Annotated in this window: 16 protein-coding genes and 3 tRNA genes; 4 read left to right on the top strand and 15 right to left on the bottom strand. The window is 70.5% G+C overall.

The features are described from left to right. Positions 1 to 151: 151 nt before the first annotated feature. From ACGFMK_RS03630 to ACGFMK_RS03610, 5 genes are all read right to left on the bottom strand, one after another. Entirely contained in the window at positions 152 to 892 is a 741-nt protein-coding gene (locus ACGFMK_RS03630; RefSeq protein ID WP_392758105.1) for a Clp protease N-terminal domain-containing protein, read from the bottom strand. Between the two features lie 52 nt (positions 893 to 944). Beyond that, positions 945 to 2159 carry an NAD(P)/FAD-dependent oxidoreductase gene (locus ACGFMK_RS03625; protein WP_392758614.1) on the bottom strand — a complete coding sequence of 405 codons (1215 nt, stop codon included), beginning with the start codon at positions 2157 to 2159 and terminating at the stop codon, positions 945 to 947. 58 nt (positions 2160 to 2217) lie between these two features. Continuing rightward, positions 2218 to 3003, bottom strand: coding sequence for an IclR family transcriptional regulator (locus tag ACGFMK_RS03620; protein ID WP_392758104.1), 786 nt, complete (start codon positions 3001 to 3003; stop codon positions 2218 to 2220). 75 nt (positions 3004 to 3078) lie between these two features. Then, positions 3079 to 3396, bottom strand: a complete 318-nt coding sequence (locus tag ACGFMK_RS03615) for an NIPSNAP family protein (protein ID WP_392758102.1) — start codon at positions 3394 to 3396, stop codon at positions 3079 to 3081. Next, positions 3396 to 4535, bottom strand: a complete 1140-nt coding sequence (locus ACGFMK_RS03610; protein ID WP_392758101.1) for a 5-methyltetrahydropteroyltriglutamate--homocysteine S-methyltransferase — start codon at positions 4533 to 4535, stop codon at positions 3396 to 3398. The genes ACGFMK_RS03615 and ACGFMK_RS03610 overlap by 1 nt, the downstream gene beginning before the upstream one ends. Positions 4536 to 4667: 132 nt before the next feature. On the opposite strand from ACGFMK_RS03610, the gene ACGFMK_RS03605 reads away from it, so the two are divergent. Together ACGFMK_RS03605 and ACGFMK_RS03600 are read left to right on the top strand one after the other, a co-directional pair. Next, entirely contained in the window at positions 4668 to 5999 is a 1332-nt protein-coding gene (locus ACGFMK_RS03605) for a nucleobase:cation symporter-2 family protein (protein WP_392758099.1), read from the top strand. Beyond that, the gene (locus ACGFMK_RS03600) at positions 5996 to 6145 is read left to right on the top strand and encodes a hypothetical protein (RefSeq protein ID WP_392758098.1); all 150 of its coding nucleotides are present in this window, start codon (positions 5996 to 5998) and stop codon (positions 6143 to 6145) included. Before ACGFMK_RS03605 ends, ACGFMK_RS03600 begins: the two co-directional genes overlap by 4 nt. On the opposite strand, the gene ACGFMK_RS03595 is transcribed toward ACGFMK_RS03600, so the two are convergent. Further along, positions 6146 to 6670 carry a hypothetical protein gene (locus tag ACGFMK_RS03595; RefSeq protein ID WP_392758096.1) on the bottom strand — a complete coding sequence of 175 codons (525 nt, stop codon included), beginning with the start codon at positions 6668 to 6670 and terminating at the stop codon, positions 6146 to 6148. It abuts the gene before it with no gap. 130 nt (positions 6671 to 6800) lie between these two features. Between ACGFMK_RS03595 and ACGFMK_RS03590 the strand changes: the two genes are divergently transcribed. Next, positions 6801 to 7553, top strand: a complete 753-nt coding sequence (locus ACGFMK_RS03590; RefSeq protein ID WP_392758095.1) for a rhomboid-like protein — start codon at positions 6801 to 6803, stop codon at positions 7551 to 7553. A gap of 40 nt (positions 7554 to 7593) precedes the next feature. Next, positions 7594 to 9909: an EAL domain-containing protein gene (locus ACGFMK_RS03585; RefSeq protein WP_392758093.1), complete on the top strand. Its 2316-nt coding sequence runs from the start codon at positions 7594 to 7596 to the stop codon at positions 9907 to 9909. A gap of 41 nt (positions 9910 to 9950) precedes the next feature. Here the strand turns inward: ACGFMK_RS03585 and ACGFMK_RS03580 are convergent, their stop codons facing one another. The 9 genes from ACGFMK_RS03580 to ACGFMK_RS03540 form a co-directional block, all read right to left on the bottom strand. After that, a complete protein-coding gene (locus tag ACGFMK_RS03580; protein ID WP_392758091.1) occupies positions 9951 to 10301 on the bottom strand; it encodes a YciI family protein in 351 nt (116 codons plus the stop codon). 94 nt (positions 10302 to 10395) lie between these two features. Beyond that, on the bottom strand, positions 10396 to 10659 hold the full coding sequence (locus ACGFMK_RS03575; RefSeq protein WP_392758612.1) for a cytochrome P450: 264 nt from the start codon (positions 10657 to 10659) through the stop codon (positions 10396 to 10398). Between the two features lie 233 nt (positions 10660 to 10892). Then, positions 10893 to 11441: a class I SAM-dependent methyltransferase gene (locus ACGFMK_RS03570; protein WP_392758090.1), complete on the bottom strand. Its 549-nt coding sequence runs from the start codon at positions 11439 to 11441 to the stop codon at positions 10893 to 10895. Continuing rightward, positions 11438 to 11953, bottom strand: coding sequence for a hypothetical protein (locus tag ACGFMK_RS03565; protein WP_392758089.1), 516 nt, complete (start codon positions 11951 to 11953; stop codon positions 11438 to 11440). Before ACGFMK_RS03565 ends, ACGFMK_RS03570 begins: the two co-directional genes overlap by 4 nt. Positions 11954 to 12199: 246 nt before the next feature. Next, positions 12200 to 12273 (bottom strand) — tRNA-Phe (locus ACGFMK_RS03560). Positions 12274 to 12304: 31 nt separating this feature from the next. Further along, positions 12305 to 12378: transfer RNA gene (locus ACGFMK_RS03555), tRNA-Asp, on the bottom strand. Between the two features lie 28 nt (positions 12379 to 12406). Next, a tRNA-Glu gene (locus ACGFMK_RS03550) sits at positions 12407 to 12479 on the bottom strand. Between the two features lie 101 nt (positions 12480 to 12580). Then, positions 12581 to 13366, bottom strand: coding sequence for a hypothetical protein (locus tag ACGFMK_RS03545; RefSeq protein ID WP_392758088.1), 786 nt, complete (start codon positions 13364 to 13366; stop codon positions 12581 to 12583). Between the two features lie 167 nt (positions 13367 to 13533). Then, entirely contained in the window at positions 13534 to 13788 is a 255-nt protein-coding gene (locus ACGFMK_RS03540; RefSeq protein WP_392758086.1) for a hypothetical protein, read from the bottom strand. Between the last annotated feature and the right edge of the window lie 450 nt (positions 13789 to 14238).

Genomic DNA, 14238 nt, shown 5'->3' with positions numbered 1-14238 from the left:
AGTCCGTGAATGGCACATCGAGGGACTCTGAGTCCCTCGATGTGCCATTCACGGCTTTTCGGGGTGCCTGAGCGGGAAGACCCCCTGGTCCGTCCCGATCAGAGCAGCGTCACCAAGGCCAGCGCGAGCAGCACGGCCAGCAGGAGGGGCCTCACTGGCCCCGCGCGGCGAGGATCTCCGTCAGGACCGCGACGATCTTCTCCTCGGCCTTGTCCTTCTTGATGCCCAGGCCGTCGAGCACCTCGAAGCCGGCGCCTTCACGCTGTTCCAGCAGCGCCAGCAGGATGTGCTCGGTGCCGATGTAGTTGTGCCCCAGCCGCAGCCCTTCGCGCAGGGTGAGCTCCAGGGCCTTCTTCCCGCCGGGGCTGAACGGCATCGGGCTGGGCGCCTCCTCGGCCCGCTCGGGCAGCCGCGCTTCGGCGGCTTCCTGGACGGTTTCCAGCGTCACGCCCTGGGCCAGGATCGCGCCCGCCGCGAGGGCCGCGGGTTCGGTGAGCAGGCCCAGCACGAGGTGCACGGTGTCGATGGTGGGGCTGGCGTGGTCGATGGCCGCCTTCTGCGCGGCGACGATCACGTGCCGCGCGCGGTCGGTGTAGCGGCCGTAGACGCGCTCGATCGCGCCGGAGGCGTCACCGCCCGGGTCCACCTTCGGCACGAACCGCTTCTGCGCGGCCTGCTTGGTGACGCCCATGCTCTTGCCGATCTCGGTCCAGGACGCGCCGGAGCGGCGGGCCTGGTCGACGAAGTGGCCGATGAGGTGGTCGGCGACGTCGCCGAGGTGCTCGCCCATGTAGACGGCGTCGGAGAGCTGGGCGAGGGCGTCCTTGTCGTTGTTGCTCTTGATGGCGGTGATGAGGTCGTCGAGTTTGACGGTGTAGTCGGGCAGGTTCATGGCGTCAACTTTAGGTTGACGCACTCGGTGCGTCAACCACGAGTTGACGATCTCAGGCGGCGCGCGCCTTCAGGTGCGCCTTCAGGTCGAACCCGCTCGCTTCGAGGTCCGCGTACCGCGGGTGCGGGTCGGCGGTGAACAGGCGCCGGGCCGCGATGTGGTCGGCCGGGCGGTTCACCGACTCGACCGCGATGAGGACGTCGTCTCGGAAGGACAGCACCGAGAACTTCCCCGCCTCGCGGTCGCCCGCGACGACCGTCCGGTCCGCGTCGGCCAGGATTCCGGCGATCTGCAGCTTCGCGCCCGACTGGTCGGTCCAGAACCACGGCAAGCTCGCGTAGGGCTCTTCGGTGCCGGTCAGCGCCGCGGCCACGCACCGGGCCTGGTCGACGGCGTTCTGCACCGACTCCAGCCGGGTCGCCGCCCCCGCCTGCACACACGGGAAGTTCGCGCAGTCGCCGATGGCGAAGATCCGCGGGTCGGACGTCCGGAGGTGCTCGTCGACGACCACGCCGTTCGCGACGTCGAGACCGGCGGCCTCGGCCAGCGACGTCTCCGGCACGACGCCGACGGCGATCACGACGAGGTCGGCGGGCAGCCGGGTGCCGTCGGACAGCTCGACCTCGCGCACCTGCGAGTCGCCGTGCAGCGCGGAAACGCCCTGGCCCAGCAGCACGGTGTGCCCGGCCTCGCGGTGCAGGTCGGCGAAGTACTCCGAGATCTCGGGCGACGCGACCCGGTTGAGCAGCCGGTCCTGCGCCTCGACGACCGTCACCGGACGGCCGGCGTGCGAGGCGAACTCGAGCCCGATGAAACCGCCGCCGACCACGACGACGTTCCCGGCCTCCGCCAGGGACGCGCGGAGCTGGTCGGCGTCGCCGAGGGTGCGCAGGGTCAGCACACCGGGCAGGTCCGCGCCCGGCACCGGCAGCGCCCGGTTGCGCGCGCCGGTGGCCACGACGAGGTGGTCGTAGGCCAGCTCCTGGTCGTCTTCGAGGTGGATGCGGTTCGCCGCGCGGTCGATCGACTTGACCCGCGCGTCGACGAGTTCGATGTCCTTCTCGGCGAAGAAGTCCTCGCCGCGCAGGTGCAGCTGTTCGAGCCCGGCGGTCCCGGCGAGGTAGGCCTTCGACAGCGGCGGCCGCTGGTACGGCACGCCGGGTTCGTCCCCGACCAGCACGACCCGGCCGTCGAAACCCCGGTCGCGCAACGACGCCGCGGCCTGGAACCCGCTCTGCCCGGCTCCGACGACCAGAACCGTGGTCACTCCCTGCTCACCCATGACTTCATCTGAGCACAACCCGCTCGGCGCGTCGAGGAGTGGATCAGTGGGGTTCACCGCTCGTCTTGAGCGCCCGCGGCGCGCCCAGCACGCGCGAGATCCCCCGCGCCGCCGCCCGCACCGCCGGGACCAGCGTCCGCGGGTCGGTGCCCTCCGCCGGGACGACGACCGAGATCGCCGCCGCCACCTCGTCGTCGGCGCCGTAGACCGGGGCCGCCACGGAGAGGGCGATCAGCTCGATCTGGCCGTCGCTGATCGCGTACCCGTTGCGCCGGACGTCGGCCAGCACGCGCCGCAGCGCACCTTCCGAGCTGATCGTCTTGGGCGTGAACACCTTCAGCGGGCTCTCGACGACGTCGGCTTGGACGTCGGCCGGAGCGTGCGCCAGCAGCACCTGGCCGACACCGGTGGCGTGCGCCGGCAACCGGCCGCCGACCCGGGTCAGGACGTTGACCGCGCCACGCCCAGAGATGCGCTCGACGTAGACGACCTCCGGCCCGTCGAGCACCGCGAGCTGCACGTTCTGGTGCGTGGCCTCGTAAAGGTCCTCGAGGAACGGCATCGCGCTCTCACGGAGTTCGGCCCCGTGCGGCGCGAGCGAAGCGACCTCCCACAGCCAAAGCCCGACGCGGTACGCGCCCGCCTCGTCGCGGACGAGCGCGCCGCGGCGGGTCAGCTCCCCGGCGAGCCGGTGCGTGGTCGACAGCGGCAGATCAACGCGCCGGCTCAGCTCGGACAACGTGAGCCGAGGCCGCTCGGCGGAAAACGCGCCGAGCAGGTCGAGCACCCGGTCGACGACCGACGGTGGCCGCTGCGCGCTGTGTCGCATGGGGATCAGTCTTCGCATCGGCGGGAATCGCCGCAACCCGCGCCGCCCCGGGACTCGCCCGGGGCGGCGCGCTCGTCAGAGGTCGTCGTCCGGCAGCAGCGGGCGCATGAACGTCCGCCGGAACCGGATCACGCAGCCGCTCTCGTCGCGGATCTTGTCGGCCTCGATGAAGTCCGGGTCGACGCCGAACAGCGTCCGGTAGCGCTCGTACGCCGCGAGGCTCTCGAAGCTGAACAACGCCCGAGCCTCGTCGCTCGCGCCTTCGGAGGGCAGGAAGTAACCGTGGTGGATACCGCCTTCCCGGTGCACCAAGCGCATCCACGCGGCGGCGAACCGTTCGAAGTCGGGCAGTTTCGCGGGGTCGATGACGTAGTCGACGACGCAGGTGATCATCAGTGGCCGCCCCAGACGCGGTCGGCCGTCTTCACGATCAGTTCCAGCTTCCGCAGCTGGTCGTCCACGGTGAGGTCGTTGCCCTCCTCGGTCGAGGAGAACCCGCACTGCCCCGACAGGCAGAGCCGGTCGATGTCGACGTACCGCGACGCCTCCTCGATCCGCCGCACCAGGACGTCCGGGTCCTCCAGCTCCGGCCGCTTGGTCGTGACCAGGCCGAGCACGACCTTCTTGTCCTTGGGCACGAACCGAAGCGGCTCGAAACCGCCGGAGCGTTCGTCGTCGTACTCCAGGAAGAACCCGTCGACGGCCAGCTCACCGAACACCGCCTCGGCGACGAACTCGTAGCTGCCCTCCGCGGCCCACGACGACCGGAAGTTCCCACGGCACAAGTGGGTCGTCACGGTCAGCCCGTCCGGACGGCCGGCCAGCGCCGCGTTGATCGTCGCGATGTTGCGCAGGTGCTGGGTGTCCGGGTCGCCGCCCATCCGCGCGACGAGCTCCCGCTGCGCCGGGTCGTTCAGGTACGCGAGGCTCGTGTCGTCGAGCTGCAGGTAGCGGCAGCCGAGGCCGGCCATCGCGGTGACCTGTGCTTTGTACGCCGCGCTGAGGTCGTCGAAGAACTCTTCCAGCTCCGGGTAGACGGTCTCGCTGACCGCCGCCCGGCCGCCGCGATAGTAGACCATGCTCGGCGACGGGATGGTCAGCTTCGGCGTCACGCCGGGGTCCACATGGGACTGCAGGAACCGGAAGTGGTCGGCGAAGATCGGCTCCTCGAGCCGCACCTTGCCGTCGACCTGCAGGCCCGGCGGGCTGAACTCGAGATCACCCGCCAGGTTGTGGAACTTGACGTGCAGCCGCTCGTCGCTCTGGGAGACGCCGCCGAGCGCGTAGATGAAGTCCATGTGCCACGACGCGCGCCGGAACTCGCCGTCGGTGGCCGAGCTCAGCCCGGCCGCCCGTTGCATCTTGATCACGTCACGGATCGCGTCGTCCTCGACCGCGCGGAGCTGCTCCGCGCCGATCTCACCGCTTTCGTGCCGCCGTCGCGCGTCGCGCAGCACCGGGGGCCGCAGGAGGCTCCCGACGTGATCGGCGCGAAACGGCGGGCCCACCTGGGAAATACCACCCGAAGTCATGCACCGATGGTCACACATCACGGCCCGATCCGCCGCACCCCGGAAACACGATCATCACGGCGGCGTCTTGCTACCGTCATCCGCACCGCGTTGGCTATGCCCGGCTGTGTCAGCTAAGACGGGGGGCTGTTGATGACGAAACCCGAGGTCCACCCGGTAGACCAGGGCCTGCCCGCCGGGCGGCTGGCGCTGCTCGGCCTGCAGCACATGTCGATCATGTACGCCGGCGCCGTCGCGGTGCCGCTGATCGTCGGCAGCGCGCTCAAGCTCGACGCGGCGACGATCGGCCTGCTCGTGAACGCCGACCTGCTGGTCGCCGGCATCGCCACCCTGATCCAGTCGATCGGCATCGGGAAGCTGCTGGGTATCCGGCTGCCGGTGGTGGCGGGTGCGACGTTCAGCGTCGTCAACCCGATGATCCTCATCGCGTCGCAGTACGGACTGACCGCGGTCTACGGCGCGATGCTGGCGTCCGGCGTTTTCGGGCTGCTCATCGCCAGACCCTTTGCGCGGCTGATCCGGTTCTTCCCACCGCTGGTCACCGGGACGCTGCTGCTCGTCATCGGCGTCTCACTGCTCGGCCCGGGCGCGGGACTGATCGCGGGCAACGACCCGACGGCGCCGGACTACGCGGCCCTGTCGCACATCCTGCTCGCGTTCGGCGTGCTCGCGCTGCTGGTGCTGTTCACGCGTGTGCTGCGCGGGTTCGCCAACCAGATCGGGCCGCTGCTGGCCCTGGCGATCGGGCTGGTGGCCGCGATCCCGCTGGGGCTGGTGCACTGGGACGGCCTGAGCACGGCCGGCTGGTTCGGCCTCGCGTCGCCGTTCCACTTCGGCGCGCCGACGTTCCCGGTCGCCGCGGTCCTGTCGATGTGCGTGGTCATGCTGGTGACGTTCACCGAGTCGACCGCCGACATGATCGCCGTCGGCGAGATCACCGGGCGGCCGCCGACCGACTCCGACCTGGCCCGCGGCCTGGCCACCGACGGCTTCTCGGCCGTGCTCGGCGGTGTGCTGAACTCCTTCCCCGACACGGCTTTCGCGCAGAACGTCGGGCTGGTGCGGATGACCGGCGTCCGCAGCCGCTGGGTGGTCGCGGTGACCGGCGGGATCCTGGTGCTGATGGGCCTGGTCCCGAAGATCGGCGCGTTCATCGCGGCGATCCCGCAGCCGGTGGTCGGCGGGGTCGCGGTGGTGATGTTCGCGATGGTCGCCGCGGTCGGCGCGCAGAACCTTCGCACGGTGGAGTTTTCGGGCAACCACAACACCTTCGTCGTGGCGGTGGCGTTGGGCGTCGGCCTGCTGCCGGCGTTCGCGCCGGACATCTTCCAGCACTTCCCGGCCTGGCTGCAGACGATCTGCGGCAGCTCGATCACGGTGACGGCGATCCTGGCGTTCGCGCTGAACCTGCTGTTCAACCACCTCGGCCGGCGTGCGGAACCGGACCTGCTCGAAGCGTCTTGAGCAACCGGTCGACGAGCCGGAACAGCACGCGCTTCAGCGAGGCCTGCACGGACGCGACCGACGAGGTGCACGGGAACGACATCGCCATCGTGATGCGTCCGGACCGCTGGAACACGTCCGACTTCAGCGACCTCGGCGAAGGCTGATCAGCCCAGGCAGATCAGAAGCCAGATCGTGCAGGTCTGGCGCGGCGTCGGCGTGGTGGACGGCGCCTGGTGCGCGGGCGGAGCGATCGCCCCGGTCGTCTGGGGGCTCGAGCTCGAGGCCGTCGCGCTGGTCGGCGTGACCGACGTCGAGGATTCGGTGCTGCTCGGCGTGTCCGACGTGCGGCCCGGCACCTCGGTGACGGTGCCTTCGTGCGTCCCAGTCCCCTGGACGACGACGTCGCCGCCGGTGCCCCCGCCGATCCCGCCGTCGGGCGGGGAGTCCGTCGCCTGGTCCGCACCACCGAGGCCGGTGGTGCGCTGCGGCATCGGGACGACCTGGATCCGGTCGACCGGGGCGGCGTCCTGGCGCACCTGGCCGCTGCTGAACGCGACCAGCACCGCGGCGGCCCCGCAGCCGATGACGACGGCGAGCATCACGGCGACCACCCGCCACCGCGACTGCACCGGACGGTCGGCCCAGCCCTCGCGCACGAGCAGCTCGGCAACCGATACCTCGTCGTTCACGGCGGTATTTTTACCGCACAAAGCACCCGAATGGGTGAGGTAGGGGCAAAAATTCGTTACGTGCTGTGCAAGCTGACAGTCAGTGACTATCCACAGGGGTTTCACAGCTGGCTTTCGTGATACTCCCAGAATGAGCGGCGAAGCTGAGACCATGCTGCTGAAAGCCGAACCGCGGGTCCTCGACCTCGCCGGTCCGGTGCGGCGAAGTTGGCGGCAGTTCGTCCGGTTCCTCCCGAATCCGAAGACGACTCCGTTCACCTTCGGCTACCTCGTCCTCCTGCTCGGCACCACCCTGCTGCTCCGGTTCGCCGACGAGTCGCTGACCAACCGTCTCCTCCAGCTGTCGAGCACCGACGCCCACAACCTGTGGCGGCGGCCGCTGACCTCGCTGCTGACCAGCGCGCTCTGGCTGGCGGACGAAGGCTGGCTCGTCTACGTCGTGATCTTCGCGATCGCCGTCGCGCCGCTGGAACGCCGGTTCGGCGCCCGCCGCGCGGTGGTCGTGTTCTTCTCCGGCCACGTGCTGGCGACGCTCGTCACCGAGCTGCCCGTGATGGGCCTGATCAGCGCGCACGTCCTGCCGAACTCGGCCGGGCACTGGCTCGACATCGGGGTCAGCTACGGCTTCTTCACCACGGCGGGCGCGCTGGTGTTCCTGTGCCGCGGCCGGGCACGGCTCCTCGCGCTGGCCGCGACGGAGGCGTTCATCGCCGTGATCTACGTCAGCGACGACCCCACGACCCTCGACTCGGTCGTCACGCTGCTCGGCCACGCGGCCGCCGCGCACTTCGGCCTGCTGTTCTGGGGACCGCGGCTGCGCCGCGCATCCGCAGGCCGGACGCTGATTCCGCCGGGTATGCAGCGGCCGGAGTCGGTGGTGTAATCGACGGGCCACACGCCGATTGCTTGGGGGACGGACGCTCATGGAGGCAGACTCCCTCGCCACGCTGGTCGAGCTGAGCCCGGACGCGGTCTGCGTCCACGAGAACGGCGTCGTCACCTACGCCAACCGCGCCGCCCTGGACGCGTTCGCCGCCTGCTCCGCCGGCGAGGTCGTCGGCCGCCGGTTCACGGACTTCGTCACCGAGGACTCCCGGCCCGTGCTGCTGGAGAAACTCGCGCTGCTGACCGAGCCGGGCGCCACCACCGAGCCCGTCGAAGCCCTGATGACCCGGCTGGACGGCAGCAAGTTCGCCGTCGAGACGCAGACCGTGCGCGTGGCCGGGGACGCCTACCAGGTCGTCATGCGGGACATCACCGCGAAGAAGGCGGCCGCCGACGCCCTCCGCTACCAGGCCGCGCTCGTGGCCCACGTCAGCGACGCCTTGATCGCGACCACCGGCGAAGGGGTCGTGACCAGCTGGAACCCGGCCGCCGAGACGGTGTACGGGTGGACCGCCGCCGAAGCCGTCGGGCGCCGGGCGAGCGAGCTGGTCGGCGCGCCGCTGGAGCTGCGCCGCGGTGGCGTCGTCGAAGCCGTGCACCGCAGCCGGGACGGCGCACCGCTCACCGTCCGCGTTTCGGCAGCTGAGATGAACGACGGCTGGGTGCTCGTCTGCGCCGACGAAACCGCGCGACGGCGAGCCGAGCAGAACTACCGCACGGTCGTCGCCTCGCTCGACGAAGGCGTGCTGGTGATGGGTCCGGGCGGGCTCATCGAGGCGGCGAACCCGGCCGCGTGCCGGATCCTCGGCGTCGCCGAGACCGACCTCGTCGGCGTCCCGTGCCACACGCTGGTGCTGTTCACCGAGGGCGGGCAGTGGATCCCGCCGGACGAGATGCCGTCGGTGCAGACACGGCGGACCGGCGTCACGCACAACGGCCTGGTCGTGCGCCTGCGCCGGCCGGACGGCCGCGACGTCTGGGTGTCGCTGACCTCCCGGCTCCTCGACCCGGACGACCCGACGGCGGCAACCGTCGTCACGTCGTTCACCGACATCAGCGAGACCCGCGCGATCAGCGCCCGGCTCGCGCACGACGCCACCCACGACCCGCTGACCCGGCTGGCGAACCGGACCCTGGTCCTGGACCGCCTCGACGTCCGGGCCCGCCGGAGCGCGGCGACGGTGCTGTTCCTCGACCTGGACAAGTTCAAGGTCATCAACGACTCGCTGGGCCACTCGGTCGGCGACCAGGTGCTGCGGATCGTCGGCGAGCGGCTGCGGCGCTGCTCGGGCCGCGCCGACCTGGTCGGCCGGCTGGGCGGTGACGAGTTCGTCGTCGTCACCAACGAGGTCACCGCGCCCGGCGAGGTCCGCGCGCTGGCCGAGCACCTGCGGGCCGCGCTGGCCGAGCCGATCGGCGTGCTCGGCCGGCAGCTGCACCTCGACGCCAGCATCGGCGTCGTGCTCGTCGACGGCGCGGACCGCCGCAGCGCCGAAGACCTGCTGCGCGACGCGGACGTCGCGATGTACCAGGCGAAGACGCTCGGGCGCGGCCGTCACCACTTCTTCGACGTCGGCCTGCGCGAGCGGATGCAGCGGCGGCTGCGGATGGAGCAGGACCTGCGGGACGCCGTCCACGACGGCCAGCTCTGGCCCGCCTACCAGCCGGTGGTCGACCTGAAGACCGGCGAGATGGTCGCCGTCGAGGCGCTGCTGCGCTGGACGCACCCCCGGCACGGCGCGATCTCCCCGGCGGAGTTCATCCCGCTGGCCGAGGAGAGCGACCTGATCAACGTGATCGGCAAGGAGATGCTCCGCGCGACCACCCGCGAGCTCGCCTCGCGCCGCGCGAACCAGGGGCTGGACCTGACGCTGAAGGTCAACATCTCCACGCGTCAGCTCGACGACCCGCACCTGGTGCCCGCGGTCCAGGACGCGCTCACCAGCACCGGGCTGCCGGCCGGCGCGCTCTGCCTGGAGGTCACCGAAAGCGCGTTGATGCGCGACCAGGAAGCGGCCGGGGAAGTGCTGGCCGCGCTGCGATCCCTGGGCGTGCTGCTGGCCATCGACGACTTCGGCACCGGCTATTCGTCGCTAGCGCAGCTGCGCCGGCTGACCCTGGACACGCTCAAGATCGACCGCTCGTTCATCACCGGCATCGCCGAATCACGCGACGCCGAAGCGATCGTCACGAGCATCATCGCGATGGCCCACGCGGTGGACCTGACCGTGATCGCCGAAGGCGTCGAGACCGCGGAGCAGCTGGACCTGCTCCGCAAGCTCGACTGCGACCAGGCGCAGGGTTACCACCTGGGCCGGCCGGTGCCGGCGGCCGAGCTGTTCGGGCCCCGGTAACCACGAACAGCCGGGCCATCGTCCACCAGCAGTGGCATCGGTCAAGCTTCGTGGATCACCCGGCGCACCTCGACGGCGGTGTACCGCGCGTCCGGGATCTCCGCGGCCAGCTCGACGGCCCGCTCCACACTCTCGACGTCGACGACGTAGTAGCCGCAGAGGAAGGAGTCGGACTCGACGAAGGTGCCGCTTTCCGTGTGCGCCACGCCGTCCTTGACGCGGACGGTCCTGGTCCCGGCGGGATCGACGAGCGCCTTGGTCTCGACCATCTCGCCGGAGTCGGTGATCAGCTTGGTGAAGGTGCCGTGGCCTTCGTAGACCTCGTTCTTCTGGTCGTCGGACAAGGTGGCCCAGAGGGTCGGGTTCATGTGCAGCGTGAGCAGGTATCGCATCTCGGCTCCCCGTGGTGGGTGGCGGCCCGTTCTCGGGCTGCCTTCGCCGTGGGGTCGGAACCACTCGCCGGGTTCGGACACGGCGATTCGGGGTTCACTCGTTCGGCCTAACGGGCAGCTCGACCAGCCCGTGGCTCCGGATGCCGTCCCGCCATCGGACGTCACCGGCCAGGCTTGACCGCAGGAAGCGCCGGACCAGCTGGGTGAAGGCGATCTGCGCCTCCAGCCGAGCCGGCGGGACGCCGACGCAGTGGCGGAGGCCGTGCCCGAAGGCGACGTGCCCGGCGGGGTGCCGCGCGACGGCGGGCACCAGCGCCGGGTCCACGCGCAGGGCGTCGAACTGGTCCGGGTTCCGCAGGAGGGCGTACGCGCCGTTGCCGATGAGGTGGACGGTAGTTCGCCGAGGAACGTCCTGAGCCCGGGATCGGTGAGATCCCGGCTGCGGCGGTGGAATTCGGCCCGCGCGTCAGGGTTCCACGCCAGGTGTGATCGGGCGGATCGGCGTCGAGCATGTGACTCCCCCGCCTTCCGCAGCCGCGGATCAACGAGCGCTGCCTTCGCTTCGGCGTACCCCCGGTGACCACCCGCCCCCTAAGCAACGTCGCCCGATGCACCCACCCGGGGTTCGGCGACGACGAGGTACCGCTCGTCCTCGATCGCGGCACCCCAGAGCGCGGGATCGTCGAGCACGCGGACCCGCGTCCCGACGTGGTGCGCGTCGAACAACGCCCGGCACTCGTCGGCGCCGATCCCGGCCCCGGTGAACCACCGCCCCACAGCGGCTTCTTGGTCCGGCAAGGCCCACAGGACATGCCGGACGAGGACGACGTCGAAGGAGTGGTCGTCCAGCGGCGGATCGGCGGCGTCACCCTGCTTCACCTCGACCCGCGCCCCGGCCTTTTGCCTTGCCCGGTCAAGCATCCGCTCGGACAGGTCGACGCCGACGACACGATGCCCGGCTTCAGCAAGGAGAACGGCAAGAGTGCCGGTCCCACAACCAAGATCCGCCACGACGGCCTCGGGTGGCAGAAGCGGGAGGAGAAGCTCGGCCCAGGCCACCCGGACGTCGGGGTCACGCAGCCCGTGGTCGGGCTGCTCGTCGAAGGTGGCGGCTTCGGCGTCCCAAGGGTTCTGCGTCACAGCCACCCCACCGTCTCCCGATGCCGCCCGAGACCGACGGCGTCGAACTCGTCGAAGTGAGCGCCACGAAGAACACCGATCGCCCGAAGAGCTTGCGAGATCGGACTCCCGCTCGCTGGCGGCCGTTCACCTAGCCCCGTCCGCACCGGCCCGAGGGTCACCGCCCCGCCGCTCCAGACTTGCGCACACTGCATGCCCTCGCCGCCGAAGTAGTCCGCTTCGACGTAGGCAAAGGGGCCGTGTCGCGAGCTGATCGCCAAGGTGTCGCCGAACCCCGCGGGCGCCTTCCAGAACCCGTCCAGCTCGCCCGCGCCCGCGACGGTCACCGCGTCGAAGAACTCGTCCGTCATCGGCAACAGGGAGAGACCCTGACCGAGGGGAACAACACGGGCGGCGTCAACGGAACCGGCAACCCGCCGAAGCACCGCTTCCCTCGCGATGACCGCTTCCAGGCAGTACATGCGCTCATTCTGCCGGTGCTCGCGCTGTCCCCCCGGCAGAATCGGGCCCATGGACGCCACCCCGTTCCCGTTCCGCGGTCGCGTCGTGTGACTGACGCCTTCGTGCCACCGGAAACCGCCGACACCGGGCTCGCGTCGTTCGTGGTGCGAGGTGTCCCCTCCGGCGAGCTGAGCTGGGCGGCCGAAGGCGCCGGCTGATCGTGGAGAACACCGGCCCCAGCGAATCCAGCCGGGCACGGTGGAAGCCGGGTAACGAAAAAACCGCCTCGACTGAGTCGAGACGGTTTTCGTGAGCGGTGGCCAGGGCCGGGGTCGAACCGGCGACCTTCCGCTTTTCAGGCGGACGCTCGTACCAACTGAGCTACCTGGCCGGGAACGCCGGCCTGGAGCCGAACGATCTTGCGACCCTGACGGGACTCGAACCCGCGACCTTCGCCGTGACAGGGCGACGCGCTAACCAACTGCGCCACAGGGCCTTGCGTACTGCTTTACTACGGTACTACGTACTCCCAACGGGATTCGAACCCGCGTTGCCGCCTTGAAAGGGCGGAGTCCTAGGCCGCTGGACGATGGGAGCCCGATCAGTTTCGGCTAACCGACCGACCGCGCTCTCAGGTTGTCCCCCGGGAGCGATTACAAGCATAGGGCACGCCGCCACCCCTTTGCACCGGGGGTTCCTTAACCCCGCACCGGCGCCGGGACCTGCGCAAACGTCAGCAGACAGTGCTCCAGCCCGGCCATCTCCTCCGCCGTCAGCGCCGTCGCCAGCAGCTCGCCGATCCGATCGTCGGTCAGGGACTCCGCACGGTGCCAGCGGTCGCGCAGGTCCGGCTTGCGCTCCGCCACCGCCACCAGCTCGTCCGCCGCGTCCTCGGGCCACGCCGTGCGCAGCAGGCGCTCGCGACCACCCTCCGGGTCGGCCACCACCGCCTCCGGCACCGACAGGCCCACCGCGCGTAGCGCCGCGAAGTGCAGACCGCCGCGCAGCTCGCGGAAGACCATCAACGCGAACCCGAGGCGCTCGACGTCACCCTCGGGACGTTGAGCGCGCTGCCAGCCAGCGAAGAGTGCGAGGCCGCTCGCGTCCGCTGCGTCGACCACGCGGAACAGCAGGTCCGCCACGCGACCCGGCTCCGGTACGGCCGAAAGGTTGACGCGGGACCAGCGCGCCGATGACTCCGCGTAGGCACGCACCGCGGCGGCCGAATCCAAGATCTCCGTCGCCGGCGGCAGGACGTAGTCGAACAGCCAGTGCGGGAAGATGCCGAACAGCTCCGCGGCCACGTGCGGCGGCACGTCGCCGAGCACCGCCGACCGGCCCCGCATGTACAGCGAACGCGGCGGGAGCCCCACCTCACTCTCGACCGCCGCGAGCTCCGGCGACGTCATGAACCTGCCGCCCAGCACCTGCACCACCGACCGGATCCGGTTCGCCACCCCGGCCGCGTCCTCGATCGCCGTCATGTCCACCCTTTCGACGCGGCAAACGTAACACTGTTACGAAACGGGCGTCAAGAAACCGGCGACCACTCGGAAATTACCCCCGAAAAAGGGCGACAACCTGCACGAACATCACCGGACAGGCCCGGCGGCACCCGCACCGCCCACCGGACCCCCGGCCGACCACCCGCTCAACGCTGGACCGGCGCCTGCCCGTCCTCGTCCAGGTTCAAGCCCAGCATCTCCAGCAACTGGACGCAGTCCTCGACCCCCAGCGCACCGTTCGCCACCGCCAGCCGAGCCCGCCGGACCTGATCGTCCGAAACCCGCTGCGCATCCGCGGCACCGGTCCGCTGCGCCGGCAACCCTCCGGCGAACGGAGCAGCACCCCCATCGGCACCTTCGTACCGAAGGAGGAACTGCCGCACTTCAACAGACCCGCTCATAGCCCCTCCATACGGCTCACAACAACTTGGCCGCGAGGCTAACCAGCGCGAGCCGCCACACACAGCCCCCCGGAGAGTGAACCTGAGGCCACGCTCCGCTCAACGCAGCGCAATCAGCACACCCGGAGAACAACTCCACCCGAACGAACGTCACCCCGGACGCGAAGTGACACCACACGCGGAAATTTCCCGCTCTCCACTCGCCCAACCACGCAAGACGTGCAACAATCGAAGTGCTGACACACCCCCGGTCAGCGCCTGTGGAGATCCCCTCCGACCCCCGCGTTCCTCCCCCTGGCGCGGGGGTCCTCCATTTCTCGGGGGCCTTCGGGCTTCGCCCTTCGGACCCCGATCATTTCGGTGTTTTGCGGGGGGGGGGGGGGCCCCCCCCCCCCCCCCCCCCCGGGCGCGCCCGGGGGGGGGTTGGGTGGGCCGGAGTGTTGGTTTTTT

It is taken from the genome of Amycolatopsis sp. NPDC049252 (assembly GCF_043197175.1).
Classification (GTDB): Bacteria; Actinomycetota; Actinomycetes; order Mycobacteriales; family Pseudonocardiaceae; genus Amycolatopsis.
This window is presented reverse-complemented; position numbering and strand designations above follow the sequence as displayed.